Annotated in this window: 15 protein-coding genes; 10 read left to right on the top strand and 5 right to left on the bottom strand. The window is 49.3% G+C overall.

The window, feature by feature from the left end:
• The 6 genes from PGX44_RS12175 to PGX44_RS12200 all read left to right on the top strand — a co-directional run.
• Positions 1–264 (top strand): hypothetical protein (locus tag PGX44_RS12175; protein ID WP_498855558.1); only part of this gene is annotated, 264 nt, incomplete at its 5' end.
• A gap of 214 nt (positions 265–478) precedes the next feature.
• On the top strand, positions 479–3883 hold the full coding sequence (locus PGX44_RS12180; protein ID WP_498855559.1) for an autotransporter outer membrane beta-barrel domain-containing protein: 3405 nt from the start codon (positions 479–481) through the stop codon (positions 3881–3883).
• Between the two features lie 226 nt (positions 3884–4109).
• On the top strand, positions 4110–6863 hold the full coding sequence (locus tag PGX44_RS12185) for an autotransporter outer membrane beta-barrel domain-containing protein (RefSeq protein WP_498855560.1): 2754 nt from the start codon (positions 4110–4112) through the stop codon (positions 6861–6863).
• 235 nt (positions 6864–7098) lie between these two features.
• A complete protein-coding gene (locus PGX44_RS12190; RefSeq protein ID WP_498855561.1) occupies positions 7099–11001 on the top strand; it encodes a hypothetical protein in 3903 nt (1300 codons plus the stop codon).
• A gap of 891 nt (positions 11002–11892) precedes the next feature.
• The gene (locus tag PGX44_RS12195) at positions 11893–14148 is read left to right on the top strand and encodes a YadA-like family protein (protein WP_498855562.1); all 2256 of its coding nucleotides are present in this window, start codon (positions 11893–11895) and stop codon (positions 14146–14148) included.
• Between the two features lie 199 nt (positions 14149–14347).
• Positions 14348–14977, top strand: coding sequence for an NAD(P)-dependent oxidoreductase (locus PGX44_RS12200; protein WP_498855563.1), 630 nt, complete (start codon positions 14348–14350; stop codon positions 14975–14977).
• A gap of 52 nt (positions 14978–15029) precedes the next feature.
• On the opposite strand, the gene PGX44_RS12205 is transcribed toward PGX44_RS12200, so the two are convergent.
• Positions 15030–15455 (bottom strand): MerR family transcriptional regulator, encoded by a 426-nt coding sequence (locus PGX44_RS12205; RefSeq protein WP_498855564.1) that lies wholly within the window; start codon positions 15453–15455, stop codon positions 15030–15032.
• A gap of 118 nt (positions 15456–15573) precedes the next feature.
• Here PGX44_RS12205 and PGX44_RS12210 point away from each other — a divergent pair, with 118 nt between their 5' ends.
• Positions 15574–16407, top strand: a complete 834-nt coding sequence (locus PGX44_RS12210) for an aldo/keto reductase (protein WP_498855565.1) — start codon at positions 15574–15576, stop codon at positions 16405–16407.
• 9 nt (positions 16408–16416) lie between these two features.
• Positions 16417–17037, top strand: coding sequence for an NAD(P)H-binding protein (locus tag PGX44_RS12215; protein ID WP_498855566.1), 621 nt, complete (start codon positions 16417–16419; stop codon positions 17035–17037).
• 66 nt (positions 17038–17103) lie between these two features.
• On the opposite strand, the gene PGX44_RS12220 is transcribed toward PGX44_RS12215, so the two are convergent.
• The 4 genes from PGX44_RS12220 to PGX44_RS12235 form a co-directional block, all read right to left on the bottom strand.
• Positions 17104–17211: an SH3 domain-containing protein gene (locus tag PGX44_RS12220; RefSeq protein ID WP_498855567.1), complete on the bottom strand. Its 108-nt coding sequence runs from the start codon at positions 17209–17211 to the stop codon at positions 17104–17106.
• A 126-nt stretch (positions 17212–17337) separates the two neighbouring features.
• A complete protein-coding gene (locus tag PGX44_RS12225) occupies positions 17338–17730 on the bottom strand; it encodes a hypothetical protein (RefSeq protein WP_498855568.1) in 393 nt (130 codons plus the stop codon).
• A 33-nt stretch (positions 17731–17763) separates the two neighbouring features.
• Positions 17764–18588: a hypothetical protein gene (locus tag PGX44_RS12230; RefSeq protein WP_498855569.1), complete on the bottom strand. Its 825-nt coding sequence runs from the start codon at positions 18586–18588 to the stop codon at positions 17764–17766.
• A gap of 144 nt (positions 18589–18732) precedes the next feature.
• Positions 18733–19134: a pyridoxamine 5'-phosphate oxidase family protein gene (locus PGX44_RS12235; RefSeq protein ID WP_498855570.1), complete on the bottom strand. Its 402-nt coding sequence runs from the start codon at positions 19132–19134 to the stop codon at positions 18733–18735.
• Positions 19135–19311: 177 nt separating this feature from the next.
• Here PGX44_RS12235 and PGX44_RS12240 point away from each other — a divergent pair, with 177 nt between their 5' ends.
• Both PGX44_RS12240 and PGX44_RS12245 read left to right on the top strand, forming a co-directional pair.
• Entirely contained in the window at positions 19312–19695 is a 384-nt protein-coding gene (locus tag PGX44_RS12240; RefSeq protein WP_498855571.1) for a winged helix-turn-helix transcriptional regulator, read from the top strand.
• Between the two features lie 398 nt (positions 19696–20093).
• A partial coding sequence (locus PGX44_RS12245; protein WP_498855572.1) for a hypothetical protein occupies positions 20094–21025 on the top strand: 932 nt, incomplete at its 3' end.

Below are 21025 nucleotides of genomic sequence, written 5' to 3' on the forward strand. Positions count from 1 at the left end.
CGCTGGACGAAGCATTACCAGGAAAACCAAACCTACTACGTAGGCCTTGGCTGGGATCATGAATTCGACGGTACAGCCCGAGCCACATACAACAACTTCAATCTCCCCGAAAAAGATGGCAAGGGCGACGCCGGCTTCTTAGAACTGGGCTGGTCCAGCCAAAGTCACAAAGACAACCCCTGGAACGCAGATGTCAAACTACGAGGCTGGGTAGGCATGAAGAAGGGCATTGACTACACGTTAACCATTGGACGGGCGTTCTAAGCAGGCCTCCCAAAAGGCTAGTCTTGACCAACCATCCACTGCACATAGCTGATTAACGGCAGGTATTTCTCAAATGCGGAGATACCTGCCGTTTTAATACGTTTTTCTGGAGTATACTTTCGTATAATACCAAAATATATAATTATTTGATATAATGATTATATATATAAAGAAAACGGGAATATTTTCTTTCGTCTCAAAGGTGGGGATCATAATGAGAAGAAGAGATACGGTACTAAAAATGTCCATTCTTGCGGCTTTGCTATTCCTAAACGGGACTGCACCTGCCCATGCCGCAGATGTCAGCAACAAGCAGCAGACCATTTCCTCCGGCACATACGAGAACGCCTACGGCGGCTACACCATAACCGAAGGTGAAAGCGCACTGCAAAACACACTGGCCCTTTCAGGCTCAGCCATCGTACAGAATGTCGCTGCCGGCGGCTGGTCCCGCTACAGCAATGCTAACGGAAACACCATTACCATTGCCCTAAATTCCGACGGCTATATCGGCACAGGCACTAGCAATGCCGTATATGGCGGTGTAGCAGAACAGGAAAGCAACGGTACAGCCATGCACAATACAGTCATCATCCAAAGCGGCACAATCCATGGGTTGGTCCATGGCGGTGTCACCGGTGGCAGCGGTGAAGCCTCAGCAAACCAGGTCCTCATGAGCGGTGGCACAGCCGCTAGCGTCACTGGCGGTGAAGCAGGTGAAGGCAATGCCAATGACAACATCGTAACACTAAGTAGCAGCGCTGCCGTACAAGGGAGCAACCCTCCCGTCTACGGCGGCTACAGTGTCAGTGGGAACGCCACAGGAAATATCGTCAATATCCAGGATAGTGCCACTATTGCTGGCTCCGTCATAGCCGGCTACACGCGGGAAGGTACGCTCCTCTCTGGAAACAAAATCAATATGACCGGCGGCACCCTGACCGGCGGTACACTATACGGCGCCTATACCTTGTCAGGTTTTGGTTTTTCTGCCGCTGGCCGTGCCGATACTCTGAATAACGAAGTGACCATCAGTGGCGGCTCCGGTGTCGCTGAAGCTTATGGCGCGAATACCTATTCTGGCCTGGCCCAGGGCAACAAAGTGACCATCAGTGCTGGTACCGTGGCAAAGAATGTCTACGGCGCCGTCTCTCCCCTTGGCGATGTCGTAGACAATCAGGTAATCCTTAAGGACACGGCTAGCGTAGGCAGCAGCACGGGCGCCGGCAATGTCTACGCCGGCCTAAGCAACAGTGGCAAGGTAGCAGGAAACATCCTCTATATCCAAAATCAGGCCACAATCAAAGGAAACGCCTATGGCGGCTATCAAGACGGCTCTGCCTCCACCAAACCGGCAGAACAAAACCAAGTCCTCATGAGCGGCGGCTCTGTAGGCGGCGATATCATAGGTGGCGGCAGCAAAACAGCCGGACAAGTCCTCCAAAACAACGTAACCATCACAAAGGGCACCGTAACAGGTGATGTGTACAGCGGCTCCTCTAAAACAGGAGAAGCCCTAAAAAATACGCTCACCCTCAGTGGCGGCAGCGTAGGCGGCACCCTGTACAGCGGCTATTCTACGAGTGGCGCGGCCAATCAGAACAGCCTCACCGTCAGTGGCGGCTCTATAGGAGCTGACGTGTACGCCGGCTATGCCCAAATGGGCACTACAGGAAATGCACTGCTCCTTTCCGGCACCAGCAGCGTATCCGGTAATGCCGTAGCAGGCCTTTCCCAAACGACCGAATCTACAGGCAATACCCTGACCATCAAAGATAACAGCCAGGTCCAAGGAAATGCTGCCGGTGGCACCGTTTACATCGGCACCGCAACAAACAACACCCTCATCCTGCAGGATAAGAGCTACGTAACCGGCAACATCTACGGCGGCTCGGAGCAGCTGGACGAAGAAGTACAGAATATGCTGGATGAGGCAGATGCGCGCATAGAAGAAATAAAGAACAATCCCGCTCTCACCGATGAGGCGAAAGCGGCACAGATAGCAAACGTCCAGGCTAACGTTGAAGCCATAAAAAACAGATTCACCGGTACGGCTGACGGCAACCAAATCATCCTCAATGGCGGCACTGTAACCGGTAAGACCTATGGCGGCTCCGTCGCAGGCAATGGCGACGCCACAAACAACAGCGTCACCCTAAACGCCGGCACCGTCCAAGACGACATCTACGGCGGCTATGCCGAAAACGGCAACGCCACAAGCAACACCGTCACCATCAAAGGCAGCTCCATCGCGACCACAGCCAGCCTCTACGGCGGCCGGCCAGGCAGCACAGGCATAACCTCCGGCAACAGCCTCAACTTCTACGTCAAAGACGTCACCGTCAAAAACCTAGGCTACTTCCAAAACCTCAACTTCTACGTCCCGGCAGGCACCGTCGCCGGTGAAACCATGCTCGAAGTCACCGACACGGCAGACGTCAGCGGCGCAGCCATCCAGGCAGCTGTAGAAGACACGACCCGGCTCGCCCCAGGCGAAGTCATCAACCTCATCCACAATGCCAACCAGCCCATCGCCACAGATGACACGACCTACTCTATGATGAATGGGAAAGACAAAGTCACAGATGCCAACTTCATCCAGCGCACGGTCCTCATCAAAAAACAAGACCCCAACACCATCGTCCTCTACGTACCAGGCGATAGCAAGCCCCAAGCCGACCCGGGAACGAAAGTCATCACAGAAGGACAAGATGCCGGCACGAGCCTCATCAATGAAGGCTCCGATCTGGCCGTTAACGACGGCTATGAAAGTGCCCTCGCCGCCCATGAAGCAGGCTGGATTGAAGACCACTCCATTAAGGCCAAATTCACACCTTACATCGTCCTCGGCGGTCACAACCTCCGCTACGACGCAGGTGCGGACGTAGACACAGATGGATTCAACGGCGAACTGGGCTTTGTCAAGCGCTCGTACCACGAAGACTACATCGACACATCTATGCCCTTCCTTGAATACGGTAACGGCAACTTCACCGTCCACTATCGCGATGCCCGCAGTGACGGCGGCCAACATTATGCTGGCCTGGGCATTCTCGTCCGCCGCGACAAGACCGATGGCCTCCACTACGAAGGCATGATCCGCGCCGGCCGCTTCAGCGGTGATCTCCATGGCACCATCGCCAGCTACCACTTCGGCTACAACACGAGCTCCAACTACCTGGCAGCTCACGTGGGCCTCGGCAAGATATATACCCGCGATAGAAATGAATACGATTTCTATGGTAAACTCTACTGGTCACGCCTGGGTAGCGATACCGTCCAAATCCGCACTAATGAAGGCACCACTACATACGAACTCGACAGCGTAAACTCCTTCCGCAGCCGTCTGGGTTTCCGCTGGACCAAGCATAAAGACCAACGTCAAGCCTATTACGCAGGCCTGGCCTGGGAATATGAATTCGCAGGCAAAGCCAAAGCCTGGCGTGGCGACTACACGACGCCGTCTAGTAGTCTCAAAGGCTCCAGTGCTTTCCTGGAACTGGGCTGGCAAAAGAAAATTACCAAAGACAACCCCTGGGGGTTAGACCTGCGCGCCCGCGGCTGGATAGGCAAGAGACAAGGCTTCACCTACGCTGCCACTATCAGCCGGGCATTCTAAAATAAACATCACCTTTAGGTAGAGAAGGATTACGTGAATTAGATAGCTCCTTATTTTGAAAACAGGCACGACTCACTGCTGCGAAGTGTGTGCCTGTTTTCTTTTTTTATAGTTAGAAATAAGAAAAAACACTTATATGCTATAGAAAGTTTTATCTCTTTTAGTTATAATATATATAAAGCAAAATGTTCTTGAATAAATTATTTTGAAATAGGAGGGTTGTAGTATGGGAAATCGGAAGGGCTTGCTATATGTATCAGTCATGTTGACGCTCCTGGCTTCGGGTGTGGGAACCTTCTCAGCACAGGCAGCGGACATTACAAATCCTGAACAAACAATTAGCGATACTAAGACCGGGAATGCATTTGGTGGCAAAGCTGACACCTCTGGGGACAATGCAGTAGGGAACAAGCTGACAATTCAGTATCCTGGCGAGGTCGTTGGGAATGTGTACGGCGGTTATGCAGAAGATGGGGCAGCGACAAAAAATACCATGATTTTGAATGAAGGCATTGCCGGTGATCTAAACTATTATAGCTACGGTGATGTATATGGTGGGTATATTGATTCAAACTCAAGTACAGCTTCAGCTACGGGCAATAAAGTCATAATGTATGGCAGCATCGCAACTGGCAATGTCATTGGCGGTGATACAGAAGGCACCGGCGAGGCATCAAACAATGAAGTGAGTATACAAAGTACACAGGTTGTAGTGAATGTCTATGGCGGCTATTCATACTATGGCAGTGCCAGTAAGAATATCGTAACTATTAAAGATGGTCATGTTTTCTTAGGCACTGTATATGGGGGTCTGGCAAGTAAGTCTGGCGATTCCACAAACAATTCTGTAACCCTCAGTGGCAGCACCATTGTAGGTAATGGTGAAGCGCTATATGGTATATTTGTTGCAGGTGGCTATTCAAAATATGGATCGGCAACGGATAATGAACTGAATATTGAGGATGAAAGTTATATTTGGAGTAATATTGCAGGTGGTTTGATTGACCTTGATACTACGAAACAAGCTAAAGGCGATGTATCTAATAACTCCATTAGTATGACAGGCGGCACAGTAGAATTGGCTGCTTATGGCGGACTGAATCAGGGCTTAGGCGATGCTAAAGAAAATAGCATCGATATTAGCGGTGGGACTGTTGACATAGACGTTAGCGGGGGAGCCGCATTTACTGGTTCGGCAAAGCAAAATACTGTAACCATTTCAGGTACCGCCATAGTAACGCGTAATGTTTACGGTGGTTCATCCCTTACGGAAGCTGGTGCAGGCACTGCCACGGAAAATCAAGTAAATATCGAAGGCGGCTCCATAGGAAAGAATATATATGGTGGTGAAACAAAAGGCACTGGCGACGCATCAGAAAACGTAGTCACCATCAGTGGCGGTACCGTAAACGCTGATGTGTACGGCGGCTATGCAGCTGCCGGTAATGCCACGGGAAATAGTGTCAACCTCAAAGGCGGGACCTTCGCTGCCACCACCACCCTCTACGGTGGCTGGGTCAACGATACAGGCACAGGCCAAAGCACGGACAATACCCTCAACGTCTACACCAAAGGACTGACAGTAGCCAATATAGACGATTTCCAAAACGTCAATTTCCTCGTTCCGGCCGATATGACAACGGACGATACGATGCTCACTGTCACGGGCACAGCCAACCCCAAAGGCGCTAACATCAGAGCCGGCATCCAAAGCGATAAGGTACTGGGCGACACCCCAAAAACCATTACGCTGCTCTATGCCAATACCCTAAACGTAGATGATGAAACGTCGTACGGGCTTCTGACAGACTCGGCAGAAGTCATTACACCGGCATATCTCGTAGCGAGTGCTCAGGTCAGACAACTAGATGACAACACCATCGTCATGGACTTGCCAGCCTGGCAGGAAGTGCCTCAGGACGATCTGAAACCGCAACCCAATGATGGCCTGAACGATAATTCTGACACAACGGATGATCCGAACACTCAGCCCGACAATCCTGCAAGCGATGACACAACACCGGAACCGACACCGTGGCACATCTCACCCGACACGAAGCTCTTTGCAGAAGCCCGTGCCACAGCCATGCATACCTTGACGACTGCTGCTGATTTCGCTGCTACGAATGGCTATGACGGTGCCGTCTCAGCCTATGCAGCCGAACACGGCATACGTGGTCAGTTTACGCCCTACCTCGTTCTAGGCGGTCATGATTTGCGTGCAGACACAGGCTCGCACGTAGACTCACAAGGCCTCAACGCCAACCTGGGCCTCGTCCGCCGGCTATACGGCAAAAACCATACCGATACCATCCTGCCCTTTATCGAATATGGCAATGGAAATTACACCAGCCACCTCGATGACGGTGCCCGTGGTGACGGCGACCAGCGGTACATCGGCGGTGGCGTCATCGTCCGCCGCGATCAAAGTGATGGTCTTCATTATGAAGGGATGGTCCGGGCCGGCCGCTTACAGGGTGATTTCAAGGGACGTATTGCAGGGTATCAGACAAGCTATGATAGCAGTGCGCCTTATGTCAGCGCTATGGCGGGTATAGGTAAAATTGTTCCTGCCGGCCAAAACGCAAGCTATGACTTTTACGGGAAATTTTTCTGGGATCACCTCTCTAGTGACAGCGTCGTCGTGCACAACAGCCTGGGCACAGCCGGCTACTATTTCGATAGCATCAATTCCTATCGCACGCGTTTGGGATTGCGCTGGACAAAACATCAGAGCGAAACGAAATCGTACTACGCAGGACTCGCCTGGGACTGCGAATTTGGTGGCGACGCCCATGCCAAATACCGCAACTTCAACACTCCGAGTCCAAGCACCCAAGGTTCTAGCGCCATGCTAGAAATCGGCTGGGAAAGTCAAGCCACAAAGGATAATCCCTGGGGTGCCGATCTCCATCTTACCGGCTGGGCCGGCACACAGCGAGGCGTAACGTACAGTGTCTCTGTGACCAGGGCATTCTAAATGGAAAGGTAATAAAACTGAGGCACGTACTCAAAAAAAATCTCACCCCGCTCCGCCAGATACAAATCAAGTCCTGGCGGAGCGGGTCTTTCCTTTTCCGCACATATATCAGATTAGTAAAATATATCCATTTTTGCTATAATAAGTATGTGAATATTGCAATCATCTTGATTCGCATTTTGGGAAGAAGGAAGAAATTATGAAAAGAAAGAACTCTGTTCTATACGCTTCAATCATGGCTACACTCCTAGCCACGACCGTGGTTACGATGCCGCTCTACGCAAAAGACATCACCGAAGAGCCCAAGACCATAACCACAGCAGAAACGGAAGACGTCTATCTTGGTAAAACAACAGAAGTAGGGGACAATGCCGTCGGCAACGAGCTGACCATCAGTACTCCCGGCTCTGTTGACGGCAATGTCTACGCCGGCTACGCCTCTGGCGGCGATGCCACAGGTAACACCCTGACGGTGGACACGACAGGCACCATTACCGGCGATATGACCGGCGGCTTTTCCCATTCCGGCGCAGCCAGCAGCAACAACGTGACGGTAAATAGCCAGACCAGCACAGCCATACAAGTCATCTACGGCGGCCTTTCCGGCATCAACGCAGATCCGGAAAACCTGACCGATTACAATCAGATTACGCTCAATGACCTGTCCCAATCCTATGCTGCGGCCTATACAGCGGACAACAACACCCTTTCTTTAAACGGCTTGGTGGAACCTAAAATAACTGATCGGTATACACCCAGATGGATTGTCCATGGCGGCTACGCCGCAGGCTTTACAGAAATAACCTCAGCTAGTACATCTGCGCAGGCCGTGACTGTGCCTGTGACCTTGACCGTACAGGCCAGTGGCAACCAGGTTACTGTCGATAGCAGCACCGTGCAAGATATCTGCGGCGGCATGGCAGAAGGTAATCTCTTTACCTATGATGGGTTTGATAATGACCATATCACCATTTCTCCCCAGCTCATCATCCATACAGACAACAATACGGTAAAAGCGAGAAATTCAACCATAACCTCGGAGGTTTATGGCGCTCACAACTGGATTATGGATGACTATGGCACCAATTCGTATACAGCAAATCCGGATCGCCTGACCCTCCTGACTGCTGATGGGAATACAGTGTACCTGGAAAATTCTCAAGTGGGATACTGTGTCTACGGTGGTATGGCTCTCGATCAATACGATGATTATAACACCTTGATACCCAGCACCTTCCAAGCTGAAGCCAATGGCAACACCGTGACCTTGGTGGATACAGTCGCTAAAAGCGGCATCTACGGCGGCTATATCGAGGGCCTGGATCTTTTTTACGATGATAGTCTTACTATGGACGAAAAAGCTGCCCTCATGAAACCCTCTAGTGTCAACAATAATACGGTTACAATTACCTACCAGCTGGATACGCCGAATCATTCCATTGACATCGACGGTGGCTATACAACCTACGGCGACGCCAATGGCAATAAGGTCTCCCTGACAGGGAAAATCCTCGGTACCGGTACGGACGCGCAGGCCAATTGGTCTCTAGGCACACCTGATACAGGCTACGGGGAAGATACCAGAAATATAGTAGGCGGCTATACTGAAGGCGGTAATGCCAATGACAACCAGGTCAGCGTAAAAAATGTGGCAATCCTGGGAGCTGTTGCCGGCGGCTATGCAGATACGTATGCTGCCTTTGTTCTGGATACGGCAGGCACACTCTCGCAGAGCTGTAATAACAATACCGTAGCTGTGGAGAATGTCTACGGTTTTTCCGAAAAAGGCAACAGCAATATCTATGGCGGCTGGGCTAGAATGGAGGGAGATTATCCGAATTCCCCTTTCATTCCCAGCGATAAGACGACGGCGCAAATTCAGCAGAACGCCACGGGCAATACTGTCACCCTGCAAGGCGACGCCGCTACGCCGGCGATATCCACCATGGACGGCGTCTATGGCGGCTGGGCAGGCGGGCTGATTACCATCAACGTTCCCGCCACGGCTACGGACAGCCGCTCCTATGCCGATACCGTTACCAGTAACGACAACACAGTCTCTATGTCTGACTACCAGTCCGGCTGCGTTGTAGGCGGTGAAGCGGAAGTGACCCTGAGTGCCCTGGAGAAAACGGGCGAGGCAGCAGCCGTAAGCACGGCAGAAACGGCAAGCACACCCGGCACCGTCACCCTAACCGCCACCGGCACGGCCAATGACAACAAGGTCAGCCTCACTGGGAGCACCATTACCTCCTCCGTCCTCGGCGGCGCAGCCGTGGTCAATACCACCGTGGATGATACCCTCGGCAAATCTGGCATCACCTTCAAGCGGACCCATACGGAAACAGCCCAAGGAAATACGGTCACCTTAGCGAATACCAAGGTAACGGATAACGTCATCGGCGGCCTGGCCCTCCAAGGCACAGCAACTGCGAACACCGTCACCATAGGCACAGACTCGCAGGCAACCAGCCTCTACGGCGGCGTCTCCGGCTACGGCAAGGCTACAGGAAATACGGTCAACCTGGCCGGCGGCACAGTCACTAGCGTCTACGGCGGCGCCACCGGCGTCCTGGGTACGGACAGCGACCTGAAGTCGAGTCTCTCCACAATCATCACCACATTGGCCGATGCTAACGCGGCCATCACAGACCCGGATGATTCCCAGAGCGATGCCAATGGCAACACCGTGAACTACTACGGCGGCACCGTCATGGACAGCATCATCGCCGGCCAATCTGCCTCAGCAGCAGCCAACGACAATACCGTCAACCTCTACGTAGCCTTAGTAGGAGAAAACCTGACACTCTCCGGTGGCATCGGCCAGACGAGTACAGGCAATACGCTCAATGTCCACGCCAAAGGAAATAGTGTCGCCAACCTGGATCACTTCCAGAACTACAACTTCTACGTCCCGGCAGATACCGTGGCTGGTGACATGGTCCTCACAGTCACAGGCACAGCGGACCTGACGGACACCACGGTCAAGGCCGGCGTAGAAGAAACGATGAACCTCAGCGAAGGCCAAGTCATCAACCTCATTTCCGGTACGAGCGCACTGCAGGACACTGGCGCCACGTACACCATGCTGGACGGCAAAGACGTCCTCACTGATGCGACCTTCCTGCAGCGTAAGGTTTCCATTTGGAAACAAGACGACAACACCGTCGTCATCGGCATCCGCAAAGGCACACAGCCGACCCTGAACGCTGACACGAAACTCTTCGCCGAAGACCGGGCCGCAGCGATGAGCCTCGTCAACACCGGTAGCGACTTTGCCGCTACTGCCGCCTACGACGGTGCCCTCACTGCCTGGAACGGCGATGCCGACACCAAAGGTGACTTCACGCCCTACCTGGTAGTAGGCGGCCACGACCTGCGTGCTGACACGGGTTCCTACGTTGATACGTACGGCCTCAACGCCAACCTGGGCTTCGTCAAACGAACCAACAAAACAGGCCACACAGACACCCTCATGCCGTTCCTCGAATATGGTAACGGAAATTATACGAGTCACCTCGACGACGGCGCCAGAGGCGACGGCGACCAACGCTACATCGGTGCCGGCCTCCTGGCCCGCAGAGACCTTGCTAGCGGCATCCACTACGAAGCCATGGTCCGTGCCGGCCGCACCAACGGCGACTTCCACGGCGTCATCGGTAATCACATGGCCAGCTACGACACGAGTGCCTCATACGTCAGTGCCATGCTGGGAGCAGGGAAGATCGTAAAGAAAGACATGGCCTCTATCGACTATTACGGCAAGGTGTTCTGGACTCACCTGGGCAGCGACTCCGTGCAGATGCACAGTGACCTGGGTACAGCCCAGTACAGCTTCGACAGCATTAACTCGTACCGCACGAGACTCGGCTTCCGCTGGACCAAAGACGTGAGCCCGACAACATCGTACTATGCAGGCCTCGCTTGGAACTATGAATTTGGCGATAATGGTGAAGCCCGCTATGGCACCTTTGATACGCCCGTAGCCGGTGTCAAAGGCTCAAGCGGCATGCTGGAACTGGGCTGGCAAAGCAAAATCGATAAAGATCACGACTGGAGCGCTGACCTTCACGTCACAGGCTGGGCAGGCGTACAACGCGGCGTGACCTACAGTGCCACAGTAAGCAGGGCGTTCTAAAAAAGGTACCACCTATGGGGGAGCTGGGACTGAAGAGGGCATTTCTGTGGATTCAACCTCTATCCCGGCTTATTACATCAACGTCATTGCCACTAATTGCCTCAATACTTGATTTCATTCAAGTATTGAGTAGTAACGGCGTATCGTGCGCACAGGCACGATACGCTCTCGGAGAAAGCCTTTTCGCTATTCGATTTTGGTTAAAAAGCATAGGCTTTCCCCGAAGCGGGCTTCGGGGAGGGTACGGCAAAGCCGGGAGAGAGGCAAATTAATAAATATATTCAGCTCTTTCCTTTGCCATGAAACAGCGTTAGAAATGCCTGCTTTTCAGCTTATAACAGGAAATGTATACATTCGTATAATTGGCAGAAACATTAGCACATGTTATAGTTATATTAAAGAAAGAGGCATAACTTCCCTATGCAAAAGCATACAGACCCTCCTCACTTCGGAAAAGCGGACCATTTACCTAACCCCCCACTAAGGTAAAGCGTCCGCTCTTCTGCATTTTCTAAGAGCCTAAGCTTGTAATACGTGTTTTTTTGTGAGAAATGACTCATATTTAGTTCTTACATTTTATACAAACAAACTATACGGCCAGCCATCGCAGGGTACATTGCGATGGCTGGCTTTTTTGTTCTCTTCAGAAAGAATGTAAAGAAAATATAAAATCTTGATATAGAAAAGCAGGGGCGTTCTAGAATGCTAGGTGAAAATCCTGTAATACAGCGACTTTCCACTGTGTTTCTCATAAGCAAATGATGAGAATAAGTAAAATTATCATTACTGTGAATTATTGTTAAGAAATATAGAGTATGCTAAACTAATTATAGCTTATAGCATGCAAAGTAGAGGTAATGCATAGGTAAAAATAATATAGGAGAAATGTATATGTCTAATCAGAAACGTTTGGGGAACGTATCTCAGGAACACACATTTCATCACGCTTCAACACGTCAAGGCTGGCAGAAGGCCCGCAAGCTTTGTGCTGCCCTGGCAGTGCTCGTCTTAACCGGCAGTATTATGCCCGTGGCTTTTGCGGCAGGTAATGACATTGTTCATGAAGGATCCGCAACTGACCCGGTTAATATCCAAGTTGGTTATAATGCGAAAACCGTTATTAATGCTGGTCAACAAGAAGGCGTTTTAACAAATATTAACGGAGGAAATGCAACCCTCCCGGCTGCCATAGCTGTAGGTTCTAATACATATGCCCGTACAGGCTCTATCTTTGTGGGCGATCACACATTAAATGATAATGCAGCCATTGGTGATACGACAGCGGGTAAAATGAAATCTCTCGGCGTAGCGACGACGAATGTAGGAACCAACTCGTATACTAATGCTATGTTCGCTACAACCTATGGTAGTTATAATGTTCAAACCTCCGAGTATACAGGAGCTGGTATCATTGATACTATCAGCAATGGATTTAAGGATAGCTTTGCAACAGTAGTCGGTACATTTAATTCGAACGAATCTTTTGGCAAGGAACCTGTTTCTGGTGTGGCAAATGTCATTACTGGTACGGCAAATAAGGTTTCCAACAGCAATGGCTCCATCGTCTTGGGTGCTGGAAATACTGTCAGTGACTCTTATAAAAAATTTGATACAGGATCATTAACTGCCGGAGCGAACTCCGTAGCAGCTATGCAACAAAGCCTCATTAACGGTGTCCGCAACAGCTCTGGCGGTGCAGCCCTGGTCATCGGTGGTGGCAACGAAGTTACAGGCTCGACGTATTCCCAGTTCATGGGTGTCAACAACAAATCGGAAAACGATGAGTACACTTTTATCGATGGCTTCAATAACCAGTCATCTGGCAGCCATCATGCCAGCGTTCTCGGTTCTAATAATAAAATTACAGACGTCACCTTAACGCAGCTCTTGGGCGACAATCGTACGCTGGATACGGTAGAAAACTCCGTCATCGTGGGTTCTGCAGGATCTGCCCTTGCGACTTCAGCTAGTGATGCCACAATTCTTGGTTATAATGCGAATGTCTCGGAGAATGGTGGCGTAGCCCTCGGCTATGGTTCTATTGCCTCGACAGCTGCTGGGGTAGACGGTTACGTTCCTGCCGGTGCTACTAAAGCCGGTGCGGATTACGTCTGGACTTCTACAGAAGCTGCCGTTTCTGTAGGCAATGTTTCTAAAGGCATTACCCGTCAAATCACAGGCGTTGCAGCAGGTACAGAACTTACAGATGCTGTCAACGTAGCACAGTTGCAGAGTGCCACGATTAATCTTGTTGCTGACAACGGCATCAGCTTGGACAAGAGTACTGGCGCCAACGGCACAACCTATACCATTAACACCCTCTTCAAAGACTCTGGCTCCGACTCCGTTACCTTTGATGCTTCTACAAAAACGGATTCCGGTTCCAGCGGTACAGCAACGGGTACTGCCGCAGCCACTACGACCAAGGGTGCAGCCGCCGTCATCGAAACGAAACTTGCTGACGACAGTGGCAATACCACCAGCCTCGGCAAAGATGGCAAACTCGGTATCAAAGGGGATAATCAGAATATCACTACCACTGCTTCGGGCAGCAATCTGAAAGTCAGCCTGAACAAAGACATCAAAGTCGACTCCGTCACCATCAACAACGGGCCGACCATCAATAATAATGGTATGGACATGCACAACACGTCCATTACGAACGTCAAGGACGGCAACGTTGCTCCAGGCTCTAAAGATGCCATCAACGGCGGCCAGTTCTACAACCTGAGCGAACGCGTCAATGGCCTCGGTCACCGCGTCGATAAAGTAGGTGCCGGTGCTGCTGCTTTGGCAGCCCTCCATCCGGGAGAATTCAATCCGGAAGATAAATGGGACTTCTCTGTAGGGTACGGCAACTACCGTTCGGCCAATGCCGTAGCTCTCGGTGCGTTCTACCATCCGAATGCAGCCACCTTTGTCAGTGTCGGCACAACCTTAGGCGATAACAACAACATGTTCAACGCCGGCGTTACCTTCAAGATCGGCCAGGGCAATTCGGCCAAGGCCTATGCGAAGAACGAAGCAGACCGCGTTGTCATGGAACTGCGTCAGGAACTGGCCCAGGTAAAAGCAGACCGCGCAGCCCAGCAGCAGGAAATCGAAACCATGAAAGCTCAGATTCAGCAGCTCATGGCCAAACAATAGCCTTCCCGACTCCATTTTGGAGAAAAATAACCCATATTTTGAAAACCAGGCATTTCCCACCCCCACGGGAGATGCCTGGTTTTCATTTACAAAAAAATGAGGAAATAAAAATCGATATAATTGTTGACATTACATCTAACCCGTGCTATAGTTATTGTAATAAAATAAATTACAACAAAAAAACAAGGAGGAATTACTCATGAAAATAGCAGTAGTAGCTGCCAATGGCAGAACAGGAAAACTCATTACAGCAGAAGCGATTGAACGGGGGCTTGACGTAACAGCCATCGTCCGTAGGGACAACAAAAGTGCCGCTACACAGGTCATCCAAGAAGATATAATGGACTTGACAAAAGAGGACCTGGCATCCTTTGACGTCGTCATCGACGCCTTTGGTACGTGGGATCCCGAAAAAATGGACCAGCACAGTGCCACCCTGGGTCACCTCTCGGACATCCTCGCCGGTACAAAGACACGTCTCCTCGTCGTCGGCGGCGCCGGCAGCCTCTATACAGATCAGACCCACACCACCATGATCTCCGACCTGCCCACATTCCCCGACGCCTTCCAGCCCGTCGCTCAAGGCATGAAAAAGTCCTTAGATGCCCTGCGTAAGCGCACAGACGTCAACTGGACCTACATCAGCCCGGCAGCCGACTTCCAGGCCGAAGGTCCCAGAATAGGTTCTTACACGTTAGCCGGCGAAGAATTCACAACCAACGAAAAAGGTGAAAGCACCATCTCCTATGCCGACTATGCCATCGCCATGGTAGACGAAGCCCAGCAGGGCCAGCACAACCAGGAACACATCAGCGTCCATAGCAAATAATAGAAGAAAGCCACCGCATCACGCTCTATAAGCGCGATACAGTGGCTTTTTTCTAATGCATCTTAGGCCGCGTCTTTTCCGTCCAAGTACCAGGATTACTATCATCCGGAATCCGCCCAGCCAAAATTTCCTCATAATGCCGCACCTTTTGATCCATATACGCAGCCGTGGCCTTTGCTTCTTCAATCCGCTTATACGCCTGCTCCCGCTGGCGGAGGATAATTTCATACCGCGCCCGTAACGTCTCATCAGACTCTGGAAGCAGACAAAGGTCACAATACTCCTTGATAGCTTCGATAGAAGCGCCGCAGCCCTTCAAACACACAATTCCCTGCATCCAATTCACAGACTCCTCTGTAAACCTGCGCCGATTGGCCCCATCCCGCATACAAGGGAGAATACCGATATCCGTATAGTAGCGAACGGTATATTCCGTAACCTTGAACATATTAGCAAATTTTTTTAGTGAATAGATCATGGCATAACCTCCGGGAAAATATTATTTCACAAAAGCTTGACTTCGTGTAACACGAACCTGATATTCTTAGAGTACCACGAAGCTACCATTCGCACAACAAAAACCAGGAGGTACAACCATGGAATATATTACTCTGCACAATGGCATGCAAATGCCCCTGCTTGGATTTGGCACCTTCCAAAACACAGGAGAAGATTGCGAAAAATCCGTATATACGGCTATCCAATCAGGCTATCGCCTCATTGACACAGCCCAGGCCTACGGCAACGAAAAACAAGTAGGCAAAGCCATCAAAGCAAGCGGCATAGAAAGAAACGAACTGTTTATCGTCACCAAAGTCAATTTTCCATCCTATGATGATACAGAACAAGTAGTCCTCGAATCACTGGAAAAGCTCGGTACATCCTATGTCGACCTCGTATTATTACACTGGCCCTTTGGCAACCGCTACGCCGCCTGGAGAACTCTCGAAAAACTACAGGAAACGGGCTCCATCAAAGCCATTGGCATATCCAATTTTGAACCGGACCAGATGATCGACCTAATTCATTTCAACAAGGTTATCCCAGTAGTCAACCAAATAGAAACCAACCTCTACTGCCAGCGGCAACAAGAACACCAATGGCTGCAAAAGTACGGCGTAGCCCACATGGCCTACGCACCTTTGGGCCAAGGACATAGAAACGAAATGTTCGCCCAGCCGGAAATAGTAAAACTCGCCAAAAAATACGAAAAGACGGCAGCCCAAATTCTTCTCCGTTTTTTCACACAGCAGGGAATCATCGTTATTCCCAAAAGCATTCATGAAGAAAGAATCAAAGAAAATATCGACAGCTTTGACTTCAAGCTCACAATTGATGAAATAGCCGCCTTGCGCAACCTGGACAAGAATGAACCCTTGATTGGCAAATCGGAAAATCCGGAATTCGTAGAATTTGCCATGAACTGGTAGGAGGATAATATGAAAAAAGTACTATTATTAGGCGCAAGCGGCACAGCCGGTAAAGCCATCACGAAAAGGCTGACGAGTAATAAGAACCTGGAACTCACCCTGTTTTCGCGCCATGCCAAGGAGACCTTTTCCCATATAGAAAACGGCAGCATCATCAATGGCGATGCCCTCATTCCGGCCGACCTTGATGCAGCTATGACTGAACAAGATGTAGTATACTGCGCCATTTCAGGAAATGACTTGCCGCAGATCGCCAAAAACATCGTCACAGCCATGCAAAAGCATCATCTGCGCAGACTTATTTTCATGGGCGCCGTCGGGATATACAACGAAATCCCTGACGAAATGGATGGAGAAGACAACGTCAAAAACGAACCGGCACAAATACCAAATCAAAAAGCCGCAGATATCGTTGAAGCCAGTGACCTTGACTACACCATCCTGCGACCGGGTTACCTCCAGGACGGTACTGCCCAGGACTACGTCCTCACTGTAAAAGGAGAACCGGCAAAAGGATACATCACAACGATTCCTTCTCTGGTGGATTTTGCAGAAAAACTTATATTAGATGATTCGCTATATGTTGGTGAAAGCGTGAGCATCACAAGAGACTGGCGTAAAGGTGAATAAAAAGATATAAAAAAAACTCCGCTTTCAGGATACATTGTCCTGTAGCGGAGATTTTTTGTCACGTTTTCACAAGAAGCACGTAGGAATGGCACGACCATCTTCGTCCTGTTCCCGGACAAAGGTGATTACATCGCCTTCATGAACGCCCAGATTGCCTTTGGGTTCGTCTAGCAAGGTGCCGCTGATTTTGTCTTCTTGACAGGCCTCGCAGTGAACGCTGCACCTTTCCGAGAAAAAGTCAGGCCGTCTAAAAACGACCGCTATCGTATCAGGCACACCTTCTTTTCGATACGGATCGAGTCATTCCAGCGTGCGAATCCGTTGCACGTCGTCAGCTACGGCACATTCTTCCTCAACCTGCGTGACCTTTTGCAAAAACGCATTGGCTACAGGGCAGGACGGAAGAGCCATGACGTCATGATAGGAATATTCGTAGGCAACTAGTTTTACGCTTTGCGTATCATCACCGCGATACAAGATAAAGCCATCGATATCGCAGGCTGCCATAGCTAATACCTCCAAGAGAAGTCCCTGATCATGATCGATGTAACCGTAGACCAGCATGGTGTTTATGTCCCACTCATGTGGATCATGTGGAAAAGCCTGTGCCACCTGCATCAGCTCAGTATCCTCGTCTTCTATGCGCAATAAGAAAAAGCGTTTTTCTATATCGCGGAAGGATAGGCTATCCATTGGAAACAGCGAACTACCTCTGACAGAAATATTTCAGAAGGATGGGGAAGACTGGCTTGAATCATCACGCCGGCTGCGTGACGAGCCTTTTTCTTGGTAGCCTATGGGATAATTTAAATACCTATTTAGCTTCGATGTCAGTATTTTCACAGGTGTGCCCTTTGCATCGAGCAAATCGAGGCGTCCCCAATTGTAATAGGGGGAAAAACGCAGGTGCAGGCCGCTTTTCATGGAAATCGTGAAATCATAAATATACGCTGGCAAATCGTCTTCCAGTTCGATCCCATAATTACCGGTAATCTGGTCTTCCATGTCTGAATACGCTGCCGGTGTCACGTGAAAACGGGCAATCTGATCTCCTATCAGGCAGTGGAAGAGACGTGTCATGTCAAAGGAGCCTTGACGGAGTGGATCATGCCGATAAAGCCGTTCAGGAATTTGATTTTTCGTCAGGAACACCGTACCAGCTTCTCTGAATGCGATTTCAAAGGCCCCCCGGTCCGTCACCAATACGATAGGGTCAGCCAAATCTGAGAAAGCCACATCGACTGTATACATGCGTTCCAGCTTGGCCAATACTTTGAAAAAATCCCAGTGTTCTTTAAACTTTTCTGTCGATTCAGGATAGAGACGCCACGCAGGGAGCTGAGAAAGAAAGCGAACCATATCTCCGGCAATATATACGCTCTGGATTGTTGCACCGACGAGGCCTAAGTGCTGCACATACTCCTGCAGCACGGACGGCTCCTGAATCATAGGCGCAGCCCAATCCCATATCGAAAATTCTTCTTTAAATTTGTTTGTTTTCCGAATTTTATGTACATGATGCCGCTTAAAAAATTGTTCTACCGTTTGCATGGCCCAGCGCTCCTGACAAATCGTTCTGTTTTTCTTTATTATAACAAGGAAAAACAATATGGACCAATAGAATGAGCCAGGAAAAGACAGAAAAAATTCCCTCAGCATCGAACGCAGCTTAATGCTGAGGGAATGTATGATACATCAGTTCAACACCTTTTTGTTGTCTCCGTCAGGCGTTGTAACTATGATCTGTTTCGGTGTAATAACAAGTGCGCCTTTGGCCGTAGCCGCACCATGAAACATGGATTCGACCATTTTTTTGAAGGAATCTACTAGTTCACCTGTCGTAATGTGTACAGCTGTTCCCTTTATCTGGTAGCCCTCCAAGGATTTTGCATTATAGACAGAAATTGCAATACGACCGTCATTTTCTGCTAGATTTTGTAAGGTCGTTTCTAAGAATACATCACCGACAACCAAGTTACCATCAGCTGTCACATCCTTAAAGGCAACAGGAACCACATTGGGTTCACCTGTTTTGCTGCAAGTAGCCAAATCCCACATGCTTTCTTTCAACACTGCTAATACTTTGTCGTTCATCATCAATTCCTCCTATTCTACAGTGAATATTTGTTTCCTTTGCACGACTATAGGATAACAGCATTACTTATCAAACAAAAGATATAAATTAATTTATTAGCTACTTATAAATTTCATAGTAACTTGAGATACCCATAGTTGCCAGGTATAATACGGTTAGAGCGATTAGGAGATGATAGGATGTACCAGCACAAAATGGAGAAGGACATACGCTGTCCATTAGAATATGGCTTGGAAGTATTTGGTGGCAAATGGAAATCTAGGGTCATCTGCGTACTTGCTGAAAAAAAGATTCTTCGCTACAGCGAAATCAGAAAAGAAATGACCAATATTACTGACGCCGTTTTAGCAACAACACTCAAAGAATTAATTGCCTATGGCATTGTAAACCGAAAACAATACGACGAAATACCACCGAGAGTTGAATACTCCTTAACCGAAAAAGGAGTATCCGTTGTCCCTATTTTGCAATGTATTTGCAGCTGGTCCGGAGCTTATCACAAAGAGGATAACGAACACGCCCTGCTGCAATGCCAGCGCTGTGATTATAATCAAAACAAGTGAAATGGAAACTTGAAATTCCTATGATATAAGTCCATCTGAGCAACACTCAGGTGGGCTTTTGTGCGCAACGAAAAAGAATAGTCGAACCGGCTAAGCTTCCGCCAGGCCGCCTAGTCAGCCATTTCACACCTAAGGAAACCTTACTATTAAAAATAATATGGGATGTATAATTAAAATATATTGAATAGATTGAATCGAATACCTTATAATGAAAATATGCTATTTACTACGTGCTAATATCCGGCTAGAGTGCATATCTCAAACAAATAATACATGGCGTATCGTCATAAGCCATAATACTTTTTTGGGAAAATATAATTTGTGACACAAGAGTGGCAAAAAGACATTCCCGGCTGTCCCTGAAAGGAAGCGGAACTGGAAGAATTGAGGGATACTACGTGATTCGATTACGAAACATGACAGCGAAGAGAAAGATAGGACTGACAATTACATTCTCGCTCATCCTGTTCGTCCTCCTCGCCGCTAGCTGGCTTACACTGCGTCACGAAAAACGAGCTGTATCGTGGAGCCAGGACACGATTATTGAAATCAAAACACACACAGCCTGCATTTTCATTGATCCGAACGACGCGTATCAGCATGTGACACTCGATAGAAACAAGCTGGTTCCTGCAGACATGATTCACAGCAACTTCTTCGATTGTAAAATAGATGCTAATAACATTGTCGTCGCCTATATCAATTCAAAATCACCGAAGGAACTGGTCTTTCAAGTGATTGCGCAAGGTAATGAAACAAGACAAACCGTGCTAAAGACACTCAGCAACAAGCAACTATACGCCGGTGCCTATCCCAAGATTTACATCACGGATAAGGCATACTATGTTGCGGTCGATTTAAACAGCGAAGCCGATCCTACCGTGATTCAAACTTACCTGTACAAAATTGACAAGACTGACTTCAAAACAGAAGAAATACAACTAGAAGGAGCTGACCCGCCATTACTTACGAGCGACGGCGACCTATTCCTAAGGAAAGGCCAATTCCTCACGAAAATCCAAAACAACAGTGACAAAAAGGTACTGAAATTAGCTGCCAATGAAATAATCAAAGGCTGGGGAATTGAAGGCCAAACCATCATCAGCAACAAATGGGAAAGAGAAAAATGGACCATAGATCAGACAGAAATGATATCCCTAAAAGACGGAGCGAAAACTAGACTCCGGTTCCCAAGCTACGGCTCTCTGGAGGTCACTGGAAACATGGGCCACATCTGTGTTATTGAATATGCTCATATCAGTGGCGAAGTCCCTCTGTTCGATCCAGCGTTATTCGCCTATTCCATACTCGACGGCACAGATTATTGGTA

It is taken from the genome of Caecibacter sp. AF58-12pH5A (genome assembly GCF_027681725.1).
GTDB classification, from domain to species: Bacteria; Bacillota; Negativicutes; order Veillonellales; family Megasphaeraceae; genus Megasphaera; species Megasphaera hominis.